14 protein-coding genes are annotated in these 13,901 nt (G+C 39.9%); 9 read left to right on the top strand and 5 right to left on the bottom strand.

All coding sequences use genetic code 11. From position 1 onward, the window contains the following. Positions 1-548: 548 nt before the first annotated feature. From ACUVXA_RS07100 to ACUVXA_RS07090, 3 genes are all read left to right on the top strand, one after another. Positions 549-842, top strand: coding sequence for a hypothetical protein (locus ACUVXA_RS07100; protein ID WP_445870551.1), 294 nt, complete (start codon positions 549-551; stop codon positions 840-842). 133 nt (positions 843-975) lie between these two features. Continuing rightward, positions 976-1,206, top strand: a complete 231-nt coding sequence (locus ACUVXA_RS07095) for a hypothetical protein (RefSeq protein ID WP_445870550.1) — start codon at positions 976-978, stop codon at positions 1,204-1,206. Positions 1,207-1,376: 170 nt separating this feature from the next. Further along, positions 1,377-1,826: a hypothetical protein gene (locus ACUVXA_RS07090; protein ID WP_445870549.1), complete on the top strand. Its 450-nt coding sequence runs from the start codon at positions 1,377-1,379 to the stop codon at positions 1,824-1,826. 187 nt (positions 1,827-2,013) lie between these two features. Here ACUVXA_RS07090 and ACUVXA_RS07085 read toward each other — a convergent pair whose 3' ends face one another. Genes ACUVXA_RS07085 through ACUVXA_RS07075 form a run of 3 tightly spaced genes read right to left on the bottom strand, consistent with a single transcriptional unit; the run spans position 2,014 to position 4,018 of the window. Beyond that, a complete protein-coding gene (locus ACUVXA_RS07085) occupies positions 2,014-3,327 on the bottom strand; it encodes a formylmethanofuran dehydrogenase subunit B (protein WP_445870548.1) in 1,314 nt (437 codons plus the stop codon). Positions 3,328-3,354: 27 nt separating this feature from the next. Then, positions 3,355-3,756, bottom strand: coding sequence for a molybdopterin dinucleotide binding domain-containing protein (locus ACUVXA_RS07080; RefSeq protein WP_445870547.1), 402 nt, complete (start codon positions 3,754-3,756; stop codon positions 3,355-3,357). 13 nt (positions 3,757-3,769) lie between these two features. After that, complete coding sequence (locus ACUVXA_RS07075) at positions 3,770-4,018, bottom strand: 4Fe-4S binding protein (protein WP_445870546.1); 249 nt, start codon at positions 4,016-4,018, stop codon at positions 3,770-3,772. A gap of 526 nt (positions 4,019-4,544) precedes the next feature. On the opposite strand from ACUVXA_RS07075, the gene ACUVXA_RS07070 reads away from it, so the two are divergent. From ACUVXA_RS07070 to mch, 5 genes are all read left to right on the top strand, one after another. Continuing rightward, positions 4,545-4,796 (top strand): 4Fe-4S dicluster domain-containing protein, encoded by a 252-nt coding sequence (locus tag ACUVXA_RS07070; protein ID WP_445870545.1) that lies wholly within the window; start codon positions 4,545-4,547, stop codon positions 4,794-4,796. 4 nt (positions 4,797-4,800) lie between these two features. Continuing rightward, positions 4,801-5,475 (top strand): 4Fe-4S binding protein, encoded by a 675-nt coding sequence (locus ACUVXA_RS07065; protein ID WP_445870544.1) that lies wholly within the window; start codon positions 4,801-4,803, stop codon positions 5,473-5,475. Between the two features lie 718 nt (positions 5,476-6,193). Then, entirely contained in the window at positions 6,194-7,903 is a 1,710-nt protein-coding gene (locus tag ACUVXA_RS07060; protein WP_445870543.1) for a formylmethanofuran dehydrogenase subunit A, read from the top strand. Between the two features lie 20 nt (positions 7,904-7,923). Next, on the top strand, positions 7,924-8,751 hold the full coding sequence (locus tag ACUVXA_RS07055; protein ID WP_445870542.1) for a formylmethanofuran dehydrogenase subunit C: 828 nt from the start codon (positions 7,924-7,926) through the stop codon (positions 8,749-8,751). Between the two features lie 25 nt (positions 8,752-8,776). After that, positions 8,777-9,739, top strand: a complete 963-nt coding sequence (mch, locus tag ACUVXA_RS07050; protein ID WP_445870541.1) for a methenyltetrahydromethanopterin cyclohydrolase — start codon at positions 8,777-8,779, stop codon at positions 9,737-9,739. A gap of 286 nt (positions 9,740-10,025) precedes the next feature. Here mch and ACUVXA_RS07045 read toward each other — a convergent pair whose 3' ends face one another. Further along, entirely contained in the window at positions 10,026-11,225 is a 1,200-nt protein-coding gene (locus ACUVXA_RS07045; protein ID WP_445870540.1) for a methionine adenosyltransferase, read from the bottom strand. A gap of 387 nt (positions 11,226-11,612) precedes the next feature. Continuing rightward, positions 11,613-12,446, bottom strand: a complete 834-nt coding sequence (locus tag ACUVXA_RS07040; RefSeq protein ID WP_445870539.1) for a F420-dependent methylenetetrahydromethanopterin dehydrogenase — start codon at positions 12,444-12,446, stop codon at positions 11,613-11,615. A 317-nt stretch (positions 12,447-12,763) separates the two neighbouring features. Between ACUVXA_RS07040 and fhcD the strand changes: the two genes are divergently transcribed. Further along, complete coding sequence (gene fhcD / locus ACUVXA_RS07035; protein ID WP_445870538.1) at positions 12,764-13,645, top strand: formylmethanofuran--tetrahydromethanopterin N-formyltransferase; 882 nt, start codon at positions 12,764-12,766, stop codon at positions 13,643-13,645. Positions 13,646-13,901: the final 256 nt, after the last annotated feature.

Genomic DNA, 13,901 nt, shown 5'->3' with positions numbered 1-13,901 from the left:
CCAGGGGGCCCTTACCCATCGATAGTTCTTTGCCTCTCTCCAAGCTTGTCAAGAAATCAAACCAATGAGGTGAGGTCTGGTTTAATTTTAGGTAAAGGCAAGAAAAAATATCTAATATTTGCCGGTCTTCCTCTTTTTTTTCTAACAAGTCCCGTAACACTAAGTATATACTGGGATTTTATTCTCTGGTCTTATTATCCACGACTACTATTACCCAACTTAATATCCCTTTGGCAAAATCCTCTAGCTTGGTCAATGTTATGGTACACTATATTCTTCCCCGGAGGACAGTTTGGACAATACTTGGCAGTTCTACACGCTAGCATTATTGGTAATGTAACTGTTATTTTCCCTTTACCTTACGTTATTTTTCTGTGGTTTTTAGTTATCTTTAAATCTTGGGCTAGTTTCCTACTTCTAGCCATTGTGGCAAGTGGATCAATGAGTGGGATCAATATATTAATATTGAGTATTTTCACTATTTCAGGTGCTACTTTGGTGAAATTAATGCGTTAGCTCTGGGCGTTTTTGCGGGCGCTGGTGCCGCTATGGGTGAGACTAGTGCTTGGCTGATTGGTAGGGGTGGTCAAGAGCTAATTGAGGATTCGAGTTACGGTAAACGGCTAGTTAGATACGGTGATCTAGCAGAGCGAGGTTGGGGAATTCCTCTCATTATCTTATTTGCTGCCACGCCCCTTCCGGGCGATAGATTCGCAAAATCTGCCCTTTTTTTGAGGCTTTTTCCTTGTGTGCTTCAAACCTTGTTCCCAGCTTTTTTCAATCTGAGGCGGTTTAAACATAAAAAAATGAGGAAAAATACCGATAAAACAATAAATTATTAGGCTAATAAGGGAGAAAAACCGTAACAAAGATTCTGCGAATCTATCGCCGGGCGATGTCCTATTATTAGCTTTAGGTCTAGTTGATTACTCCCTTGTAAAAGCGATCTCTGCTTGTTTCGTCGGTAAAATTATCATGTGTTCTATCATCGCGTATAGCGCACAATTCCTTACTAATGTTGAAATTTTTGGTAAAACTATATTAGATTGGTTTTCTGGTGAAGCGGGATTAACAACAATTATTACCAGTATAGCTATCATGGTAATTGTGGTCTTAGCACTGATATTCGTAGATTGGGAAAAGCTGTGTGGAAGAATCCGAGGATTCAGAAAACGGGAAAAAATTCAAACAGAAGAAAAAGTCTAAACACTAAAAAATTTTATCTTAAAAAGATGTTTCCAAAGCTTCTTTCCCTCCTTTTTTTGTAAGAGCCATAAAAACAAACTCTAAAATTTATAGTTAACGAAAAATTTTTTCAGTGAAAAACTTTATATGTCGCCGAAAAGAGAATCTTCATAGTTTAGGAGCGACTTCTTATGGCTGACGAGTTTAGTGAGCTTCTTGACGGTTTTGGCGACGATAAGAAAATAAAAGAACTCGCGGAAATCATATCCGGAGTAGTAAAAATTATGCTTAACGCGGTTGACATGCTTGAGGGGAGAATGAACGAATTAGACAACCGCCTAAATGGCTTAGAAAGAAATATGAATAGACTCGGAGAATCACGGTTTGGTGGTTCATCAGAATCCATGGAAGGGAGACGCAAAGCCCCTGCTGGTCCTGAAGATGAGGAATATGGCTACAGATCCTCAGCAAGAGAACCGCCACCATACTCGCATCCAACACCAGCACCCGCATACGGTTCATTAAAAGCACCAGCTACAGCTAGCGGCCCAGCCCCAATAGGGGGTCCGGTGAGTGCAAGAATGCAGTTACAAGGTGAATTAAAAGATCTCTTTTCAAGAATGCGCCAAAGAAGAGGCTAATGATCAAAAACAAGTTTACGGTTAAGAAAAACCAAGTTGTTAACCCTTCCATTATCTTATAGGTTAATACTTACTATCTACGTACGACTAGTTTTTCATTCCATCTTTTAAAAGCTAGAAATACAATTTTTTAAAAAAATCGTAGCCAAAATATTTTGAAGATATAAAAAAGGAAATAATTTAAGTGTTAAGCTTTACTCTTAAGTTTCCGAACTTCTTCTAATATCGCTTCTAAAATCTTTCTGTCTGGTAAACAGCCTAGTGGTGGCTCAATAACCTTTCTTAACCTGATGGGGACATGATCCATTCGATAGGCAGTGCCCTCATCCTCAATACCAGATATAGCTGAGGGTATCACCACCGTAGCTATTTCAGTGGTTGGGGTTACATGTGGCTCAATAACGATTACCGGTAGTTTAGCCATGTAGGATATGCTGCTGGCAGGAAAGTGTGAAACAGGGTCTGAAGCTATAACCAGAACAGCGTCCGCCTCTTCTCTCTGAAGAATCTCATTAGAAGTGGTTTCCCCCGGATTATAATATGGATAACCTCTCTGGAAGTCTATTCCAAAAGGGTAGCCCGTCTGCCAACCAGTGACTATACTAAAGCCGGCAACATTGTAATGTCCTCTCATTGCCATAATCACAAACTTAGCGTACTTGTTCAAGTCAATAGTTAATTTGATGGCGTTTTCCACGTTTCGGTGCTTACCCCGAGACATAGTAAGTCCCAAACCAAAGAAAATAACCCCGAACCCCGCATTCTTCATTATCTCAGCCACTTCCTGAATCTTAGAAACAGGCACTCCACCCACATCTTCTCCACGAATAGGCTGCCCCTTTATCGCAGCCCTAAAGGCACTAAAAAGCTCATAATCATATCCCGGCTTTACCTGCAGAAAGTGGTCCGCAAGCTTAGCAGTATCCGTATTACGTACATCGATTACTACCAAGGTTCGGTCCTGTTTTCCCTGTTCCCTGAAAAAGCCCCTAATAAAAGTAGTATATCTTGCCATGTGTCTTGGATGTGCATGTGCCGGGTTACATCCCCAATAAACAATCACATCCGCCCTATTCTTCACCTGACCCAAAGTACATGCCGGAAGACCCACCTCCTGTTTAGCAATGGTTGAAGGACCATGGCAAACACTCGAAGTATCATCTATCACAGCATTAAGCTCCTCAGCTAGCTCACACCCTACACGATGCGCATCACACTCTGTTGACGCCCAACCGTAGAGAAGCGGTCTCTCAGCTTTCAGCAGTATCTCCGCCGCCTTTTTAACCGCGTTTTCAAAAGTGGTTTCCTTCAATTCTCCGTTCTCTCTGATCATCGGTTTCATAATTCTGTGACCATTCTGAGCAGACAAGAACTTTGCAGTTCCAATGGTGCAAAGATTTCTAGTCTCAACTATTTTGCCATCCTCAACGACTATTTCCCCATCATCACAAAGTGAACCACAAAACGGGCAAACAACATCAGTCACAACTTCCTGAGACAAATCACATTTCCTCCTATAACCATCATACTATTTCAAAAACTTTCTCGCAAGTTCAAGAGCACTAAGAACCGTTTTCCCTGGAGCCCTCTGTACCGTTGCATCAACGCCCTTAAACGAAGGCATACCAGTAGAATCCGTATAAGGATTAATGACCTGATTAGCCCACGGACCCATAGGACAAAAAATTATTCCTTCGTGGGGGGCATCTGGAGACTTTTCTGCTCTGACTATGACTTCGCCATAATTTGTTTTTAATAGTACAGTGTCTCCGCTTAGAATCTTCAGTTTTTTCATATCTTGGGGATCAATGAATAATTTTCCGCAAGCCCTAGTGTAATTGTCTCCTGACTTGTTGGTTTCGATTGCCACTCCTTGGTCTAGGCTTCTTCCTGTTATCAGGATTGCCTTTAGAGTGTTATTCTCGGACATTTGTTTTTCCTCCTCACGTTTCAATTGTGAGTGCCCCGCTGGGGCAGACTTTTTCGCAATCCATTACCCTGCATATCCGGCATAATTCAGGTTTGACCACAACCGCTATGCCGTTTATTACACATATTGGTTCTTCGGAGTTCTCGATTTCGCAAGAGTTAAAACCGCTTTCGTACAGGATTCTCTCTTTACAAGAGGGACAGACTGAGACGCAATTGCCACATCCTAGACATTTTTTCGTGTTGATTTTAACTCTTGCCACGTAGAACACCATAACTTCTATTATGACAAATGTTACACTAATATAAATGTATCACTTGAACTAGAAAACAGATATTAAAGAATAGTATTTAAAAATTAGGATAAGAACTTTCAAATTCTTGGCTAAAAACGCTCTTCTCTAGAAATTTCTAAACTTTTTTAAAACAAATACTTAATATATTAACAAAATTCTATATTATACTCCCCCCATAATTAAAACCCGGAATGAAAGATGAAGAAAAACGGCACATAAAGTGAATTAAAATTAAACACATTTTTGAAAAATCATTAATCTTTAGACTCAACACTCTAAAAAAGAGAATCTTATCAAGAAAAAGAATTATTAAGGCTATAAATTTAAAAGTGATGCTAGTTAATGTTCCCAAGGAAAATTAATCTACAACTGACCCGCTCGCATTAAAAAGAAAGGCTAATGGGGAAAACCGCCCCCAGAGGCCCCATAGTAATCAAAAATAAATAATACTAAAATACTGCTATAACCTATTAAACTGAGTGAGGTATCCCTTATGGAAGCCACAAAAAATGTTTATAGGATCCGAATCAGACTCCCACTGTGCAATGGTTGCGGCGACTGTGTAACTGTTTGCCCAATCAACGCTCGCCTGAGAATGGAGGGTAACACCAACGAAGAACTATACACCCTCCGGGTACGCAACGGAAAATGCGAAGTAGTAAATCTAGATGCCTGCGATGGTTGCGGTGTCTGCATAGAAGCCTGCTCAACCAAAGGATTAAAACTGGAACTAGTTGAGAGGTGAGAGAATGTATCCATATTTTGGTCAACAAATAGAAAAGGATAAGATAACCACCGAAATGAAAATGATAGACATAGATGCAAAACTCATATTAGACCGAGAAAAATGCACCGGGTGCGGAATCTGCTTAACCGTATGCCCCAAAGAAGCCATTAGAAGAGGGCCAGTTGGAGCAACCGAAAAAAAATTATCTGATGCACCGGCAGTACTCGTTGACGAGAAGAAGTGCAGCTTCTGTGGAGTTTGTGTCCACCTATGTCCCTTCGGTGCACTGGAACTAAGAATAAACGATGAACCAATACTACTAGTCGTAGAAGGAGGAGCTTTACCCAACCTCAAATTCGAAGAAGTAAAACTTGCAAAAGACGAAGGCAAAACTGCCAAAAAATTCTTTGAAGGAGAAATCATACCCCATCCCGAAAAATGCCCAGGCGGCTGTGCAACCTGTACTCTAATATGTCCCACCGAAGCCATAAAAATTCCCAAACGCAAACATCCCTGGGACAAACCACCAAAAATCGAAGTAGACCAAGACAAATGCATTCTCTGCGGACTATGCGTCACAGCATGTCCCGGCGAAGGAGCCCTCGAAATAAAAAGAACCAAAGTACTCTCAGAAGGTGAATACACAGAAATCTGGGACAGAGTAGTAGAGAAATTAACCACACCAAAAACATCCTAAAATCACACCCTCTTTTTAAAACCAAACAACCCCAAAACCATCAATCCGCTCTTTTTAAACAAAATACTAAGAAAATACTAAACCATTACAGAAGATACTAATTTTAATTCAAAATTTAAATTTAAGAGAGTTTTATCGATGCCTAAAGCTCATAATTAAATCTCTGATAGATAAGCTGTTTTTAGGTAAAAATTGATTCTGGTTCTTTTGTTTTTGCTTTTCGTGGTTTTTCGTCTCATACTGTAGTGGATTTTTGCCGCTCTTTCTACTTTAGCGGATTTAAAGAGCCTTTTTTTAACAACGGCTTTGGGTTGGCGTTTTCAAGAAGAGACTTTTAAAACGCTTCCTTTTGGGAAAATGGGGAAAAGTAAAAGGAACCCCACAAGCGTGGTCCCTCACCACCGAAAAATTACCTAAGACACTGCCCCTCTCCCCATTCCATTCCCTAGCATCACAAAAGAAAAAGGTGGGAAACAATTCAAATCCTAGTAAAGAATCAGCACCAGAATCAAAAATAGGCAGATTTATTATAACTTTTTTATCTCAAATAGAATTCGGTAAAATATTAAAATATTTAAACATCATTTCTTAACATTATTTCTATTAAAATACAAAAATTATTAATATTTTTAATAACTATTATATAAAAAACAACAAAAGAAATAAATAATAACTTAGAATAAGTGTCATCGAAAATATAATACTTGAGGGACGCTTAATGACTGAACTACTCATTAAAAACGGTTATGTTTACGACCCCTTTAACAAAATTGACGGAGAAAAAATTAGTATAGCAATCAAAGACGGAAAAATAGTCGAAGAAAGCAAATTATCCAAAAAAGCACAAACTATCGATGCATCCGGCATGGTCGTAATGCCAGGTGGTGTAGACATACATACCCACATTGCAGGAGCCAAAGTAAATACTGGCCGCATACTCCGACCAGAAGACCACAGAAAAGATGTGGTACCCAAAGCACCGGGATTAAGGTCAGGGACGGGTTACTCAGTACCAACTACCTTCATAACCGGCTACCGATACGCACAAATGGGCTACACAACTGCATTCGAACCTGCAACACCGCCACTCAAAACACGACACACGCATGAAGAACTAAACGACATCCCCATCCTAGACAAAGCATGCTTCCCACTCTTCGGAAACAACTGGTTCGTTTTCGACTACATAGTAAATAGAGAACTAGATAAACTGGTTGCTTTTGTGGCTTGGTTATTAAGGGCAACAAAAGGCTATGCAGTAAAAATAGTAAACCCCGGCGGTGACGAAAACTGGGCATGGGGCAAAAACGTAAACAGCCTAGATGACCCCGTAACCTATTTTGAACTCTCACCAAGAGATATAATAGAAGGGCTAGCCTATGCAAATGAAAAACTAGGATTACCACACACCATACATCTACATGGTAATAATCTAGGGCATCCCGGCAATTATGAGATAACACTCGAAACTTTCGACATTGTTAAAAAAATAAACGCAGCAACTGGAAGAAAAAACGTATTACATTTCACACACTGCCAATTCAACGCCTACGCTGGAGATACTTGGCAGAACTTTGCTTCTGGTGCAGAACCTATTATAGAGTACGTCAACACACACGACCACGTCACAATAGACGTAGGGCAAGTCATCTTCGGAGACACCACAACTATGACCGCTGACGGTCCCTGGGAATACGCTTTACAAGGTATTAATCATCAGAAGTGGACTAATGCTGATGTGGAGTTAGAGACTAGTTCTGGTGTAGTTCCTTACGAGTTTAGGCGTAAGAATCCTGTGAATGCGGTGCAGTGGGCTATTGGTTTAGAGCTTTTATTAGGTATTAAAGATCCTTGGAAGATTTGTGCGACTACGGACCATCCTAACGGTGGGCCTTTCTTTAAGTATCCGACATTCTTCTCTTGGCTTATGAGTAAGGTTGCCCGTAAGGATATGTTAGAAAAAGTTCATGATACTGCTTCTAAGCGAAGTAAACTTCCAGATTTTGACAGAGAATATACATTTGGTGAGTTGGCTGTGGTTACTAGGGCTACTACCGCTAAGCTTTTGGGGTTAAAGAATAAAGGTCATCTAGGTGTTGGTGCTGATGGCGATGTTGCTATTTATAATTTTGACCCTGAGAAGATGAACCCTTCAACTGATTATAAGAAGCTTGAAAAAGCTTTGGGTAATGCCGCTTACACGATTAAGGATGGGCTGGTTGTGGTTAAGGGTGGTAAGGTTGTTGCTTCACCCTTTGGCAAAACGTTTTGGGTGGATGCTCATTTGCCTAAGGAGCAAGAGGCTTCCATTCTAGATGACCTTAGGTACAGGTTTACCTATCAGTATAGTGTGAATTTTAGAAATTATGCGGTGCAGATGGAGTATTTGCCTAAGTCTATGGCGATAACTGTAGGGAATTCTAACTAAGTTTTATAAAGGTGGTGTGGATGAAGATTATTGAACTGACTCCTTTGGAACAGACTAGAATTCCGATCGAGGCTGAGGTCATAAGTCCTGATAAGTTTGCGGGAAAAACTATCGACGAGATTAAAGGTTTGGCGATTTGGAAGGGAAATCGTCAGAAAAAGCTGGGTGAATTGTTTAAAGTTTCTGGTGAATCTGCTGCTTCACCGGAAGAAATTTCAATTGTGATTAAAGGGGATGTGCCTACCACAAAGCGTATTGGTTTAGGCATGTCTGCAGGTGAAATAATTATCAAGGGTAAGGTGGGTATGCATGTTGGCGCTGAAATGAAGGGTGGTAAAATCATTGTGGAAGGCGACGCGGACCACTGGGCTGGTGCTGAGATGCGTGCTGGCGAGATTCATATTAAAGGTAATGCGAGAAATTATCTGGGTTCAGCTTATCGTGGTTCTTACGAGGGAATGAAAAGGCTTGAGAAGGGTGTTCAGGGGACTATTATTGTTGATGGTAATGCGGGTAATGAGGTAGGGTCACGGATGGCTAGTGGAAAAATTGTTGTAAAAGGAAATATTGGACCTTTTGCCGGTTTAAATATGTCTGGTGGAGAAATAGTAGTTTATGGTGATGCAAAGGAGCGGGCTGGCGGAGAAATGACCAAGGGGAAAATTATCATCATGGGGAAGGTTTCAGAAATATTGCCTACCTTTAAGTTTGAGGAGGAAGTGCCTGAAATAGAGTTGAACGGTGAGAAAGTTAAAGGGCCTTTCTTAAAGTTCTCTGGGGATCTTTCAGAGGAAGGAAATGGTTCACTCTACATTTTTAAGGATAAAAATTCGCATATTTCTCCCTAATTATTTGTTAGCTGGAGTAGGTAATATGGCTATTAGTGTAAATCAATATGCGAAGTTAATAGTTGATAGAATGATTGAGGATGCTCAACTGCTTCAGATTAATGTGAATAAAACTAGTAACGGTGCTCATATTATTGATGCTGGAGTTGATGCTCGGGGAAGTATTATTGCGGGAGAGCTTGCCACTGAAGTGTGTCTTGGAGGATTAGGCACGGCTAAAGTTATTACATCACAGTATGGCGACGTTCTTCTTCCTTCAATAATGGTTTCAACTAATTATCCTCCATTATCCACTCTTGGTTCACAGTTTGCTGGTTGGAGGATTACAAATAAGGAAGGAAAGTTTTATGGTATGGGCTCGGGGCCAGCAAGAGCCTTATCTTTGAAGCCTAAAAAAATGTACCAAGAAATAGATTATCAAGACAAATCCGATGTTGCCGTGCTATTTCTTGAAGCAGATAAGTTGCCTAAAGACGAAATTGTAGAAGTGGTTGCTGAAGGATGCAATGTCGCACCGAGCAATGTGTATTTAGTGGTTGCACCGACAAGCAGTATGGTGGGGTCAATCCAGATTTCTGGGAGAGTGGTGGAAACAGGGATACACAAGATATCTGAAGTGGGTTTAGACCCTAAGAAAATTGTGTACGCAAATGGTAGTGCACCTATAGCCCCCATTCATCCTGATAGCACCAAAGCTATGGGGAGAACGAATGATCAGATAATAACTGCTGGACACGTAAATCTGTTCGTAGACTATGACAATGATGACGAGCTGGGGGAAATTGTAAAGAAAACTCCTTCGGGTGGTTCAAAAAGTTATGGGAAACCTTTCTACCAAACGTTCAAAGAAGCGAACTTTGATTTCTATAATATTGACCCGGGAATTTTCGCACCAGCGAGCGTTCTAGTTAATAACCTCAAGACGGGTAAATCCCACGTTGCTGGTAAAATAGATATCCCGCTACTTAAAAAGACCAATGGACTCTAACTCATTTAATTCTCTTTTCCAAGATTATAAATTGGAATAATAACCTATTTTGAAAAGTAGAGTTATTGGAAATACTTCAAAAAATATTTTATTCTTTTTAACAAGTGTTCAAAACAAGTTTTTATGGTATAGTTTATAGGTATTAGGTTTTTTATTTTTTTGGAAAATTTAGGATTTTTAAATTCGAGGTAATCTTGTTTTGATTTGGTTACTCGTCTGCTAAATAGGAAGATTTATTCCCGTTGTATTCGGCCTTTAAATTATAAAAATGGGTTGGTGTTTTAACTTAGAATAATTCATATTCTCTTTTCATGAATCCTTTCCATATATTCGGCATGTCTTCCATTACTTCTTCAGCTATGGCCTGTGCGGTGCTCTTGATGGAATCTATCGATCCGTCCATAGTTATCTCAAGATTGATTCCTTGGGGCTCGGTTATCGGGGCACCTATCTGACTTACTATGTAAACTGAGACGTTTTCCACTCTTGGTTCCTCTTTTACCAGAGTATCTGCAATTCTTCTGGCAGCAGTATTATAGGTTTTACCCACATGAGTTACTGGATTCTTTCCCGCTGCAGCCTCTAGGGTCATAGGTCTATAGGGTGTGATTAAACCGTTGGCTCTATTGCCTCTGCCGACTTGTCCATCATCACCGTGTTCTGCTGAGGTTCCGGTCACAGTGAGATACATTAAATCATTTTTTAGCACATCCGCCGTGTTTACATGTACATTTACGTCCATTTCTGTAATCTTTGAAGCTAAGTCTAATATAATGTCTTTGATTTCCTCTTTTACATTGATATAAGTGTCTTTGTCTGGTGTTTCGCCTGCTATTATTGCGGCTGCTACTGTTAGATTGATTGTGTTCTGGCGTCTTACTCCCATTACTTTTATATCTTCACCGATGCCTGGACATTTTTTCTTACATTCTGGTGAGTTTAGGGTTTTTTCTGTCTGGTACACTAAATTCTCTGTTTCTGTGAATGGTGCGAAAGAAACTCCGAAACTGGTGTCGTTGGCTCTAGGTATTTCGGGTGCTTCATCAAAGTTACCCACCAAGTCTACGCTACCGGGTTTAATTTTGTAGTCCACAATTATGTCACTCGTGACGTTAAGATGCGGGAAGTCTCTAGACATCCAATCCTTAGTATGTCCGACCGCAAACTTTCCTATGGGAACCTTTTTTGTGACATCATTACCTACCTGTGCTGTGGCTCTACCCACTAGTAGTATATAGATTGGTTCAAGAATTTCTCCACCGCCTAATCTAGCGTTGGATTGTCCACCCACTAAAACGCATTTATCGACGTTATGGTGGAGTACGCGTCCAAAGTTTTCCAGATAATACTGGCTGAGTGCTATGCTTAATTCTTCCGAAGCTTTGTCGCATATGGAATCCGGGTGTCCTTTACCTTTTCGTTCAACCATTTCCATTGGTAGCTGAGAAGGAGGTAGACCAACCGCTTTTGTTATTTCTAGATTCATTTTTAACACCTTTAAACGATTTAAACATCTAGACTTGCTTTTTTCTTGTTTCATTTTTATTGTTTTGTTTCAGTTTTCACCCCTTATTAAATTCATCCTTATCAATTTTTTGTAAACCATTTTTTAGATTTCTTTTCAGATTGTATAGGGGTTTGAATGTTTTCACTTTTAATGACTGGAATTCGTGAGGTATGGAACTGATTTTTTATTCCATTAAATCATATTTAAATGATTCTGCTATGTCTTTTTAAGCATATACATATTCGGAAAACTAGTAAAATAGTAAATTCCAACTATCTAAAGAAAGAAAAAACAATTGCTTTACGGTCTCGAAAATACGTAACTCGATGAAATTCTGAAACTTGTATTAAAAAATAGAAAAGAGGATTAAGTGGGTTTTTCGGCTAGAGCAGTTTTTGTTAATATTTCGCCTGATTTCTTGTGAGGTTGTCTAAGTACTGTGTCACCGCTCTTCTCTAGTTCTCTTGCCTCATCTGCCAACTTTGCTGCCATTCTCATCATTTCATGAGCAGCCGCAACAATTGGAACATATCTTTCCTCTTCCTGAATTTTAAAGCAGCCTTCAACATTAAGGTCCGCAACGGCACAAGCAGTTTCATACGCGGCTATAGCTTTTGCGTGAGCGTAAGGGTTTTGAAATTTCAGAGTATTTACTGCTTTCTCCTTATTAATCACAATTCGGGGCAGTTCTGGTCTCTGACCATTCTTTATCTGTTCAATCACCGCATCAATACTGTGATATATTACTGAGAAAGCACCTGTTGCCGCTAGAACTCGAATAACATCAACGTTAAAGAGGGCCATCTCAATTGGATCCAAGAACTGTCTTCGAGCTCCTATCATTGCATCAGCAGTCACGATTATGTAACCCTGATTTTTAGCCTCAACCTCTTCCTTGATCTTTTTCCCTGGAGCATCCGAAACCACGATCAGCGGAATTCCCTCATCAGCCATTATTTCCCGAACCTTTCCCGGACCGGGCAAAGCCGCATTCGGGCTAACCGTGAGGACAAGATTCGGCTCAAAATCCAGTATTTTTTTAGCAACCTCCTCCGCCTGATCCGGGTTGAGTTTAGCCCCAGAACCTACAACTCTAACATCGATGTCATTTCTATCTGCTCTCTCATCTAAAAGCAGCTCAAGAAGCGGTGCAGTTCCAATGTTTCCTAGCTTTACAACTCCTATCTTGACAACATCCATAATATCACCATCTCTTCAAATCACAATTATTATACTGCCTTTCTGATAAACACCTATAAAAATATTATACACAAATTCTTGTGAGACATCATTTACGATATAAAGTACAATCTTTTAAATAGATTCTGTTTATGAGGTATTTTCCTCCAGAGGACTTAAAAACTATAGCGTTCCAACTATATTAAAAAAGGTCTAATATTGGTTTCGGAAAAAAGACATAAATATCTACAAATTCCTTAACTCTATATGTTTAATAAAATGAAAATTTGCAAACAATATATTTCGAGTTGAGATAGGATAGGTGGAGGTTATAACCCTTGGCTGAAATTGTTGACACCTTTGCGGAAGCTTTCAATCTCTGGATGAGTAGAATTTTGATAACCGCGAAAAATGAAAAATGGGCAAGAATAGCGGCTAATGTTTCAACTGGGTTTGCAACCTCTGCTATAGGTTGCCCCTGTGAAGCTGGCATAGACAAGGAGGTTTCTTCTAGCGAAACCCCGGATGGGCGTACTGGAATAATTGTAATGTTCTGCGCTTCTAAAAAGAACCTTGAAAAAGTGCTCATAGATCGAATAGGACAATGCATACTCACCTGCCCCACCACAGCGGTCTTTGACGCATTAGGTGATGAACCGGAGGAGACTTTTGACGTCGGAAATAAAATGAAATACTTTGGTGACGGGTTCCAGAAAAAGGGAGAGATTGCAAGTAAAGAAGTCTACCGGATACCAGTAATGGAAGGAGAGTTCATCATAGAGAAAGACTTTGGTGTTAAAAAAGGAGTTGCCGGAGGTAACTTCTTCATACTGGCAGAAACCGAAGAACAAGGACTAGCAGCCGCAGAAGCCGCGGCTGAAGCAATTCAAAAAATTGACAAAGTGATCATACCCTTCCCCGGTGGAATTTGCAGAAGTGGAAGCAAAGTCGGCTCCCTTAAATACAAGTTTATGCACGCCACAACCAACCAAAAATACTGCCCCACACTCAAAGGCCAAATAGAAGACTCCGAACTACCCGATGCGGTAAACAGCGTTTTCGAACTAGTAATCAACGGACTAACACTAGAACTCGTAAAACAGGCGATGTCTGTGGGCTTAAAAGCAGCAGTAAACATGCCCGGAGTGAAAAAGATCACCGCTGGCAACTACGGAGGAGAACTCGGAAAACACTTCATCTACCTGAAAGAACTAGTTTAAATAATATAACTGTCCTTTCACTCCTTTTCTTTTAATTACATTTAATCAAAAATCACGTGACTCATTTTTTCTTTAAAAAACATACATACGCTGAAGCGTTCTAGACAGAGAATGAAAATGATTTTCATGGTAAAAAATATAATTTTTTAATCACCTCCATTTTTATTAAAATACTCACACAAGATAATAAAACAAAAACACTATTGTAGAAGTTAGGGACATTTGTCACCCCTTGCTGTTAATTGGTAGGATGTCC

It is taken from the genome of Candidatus Jordarchaeum sp. (assembly GCF_052745115.1).
Note: the sequence above shows the minus strand (reverse complement) of the source record. Positions and strands in the feature narration are given on the sequence as shown.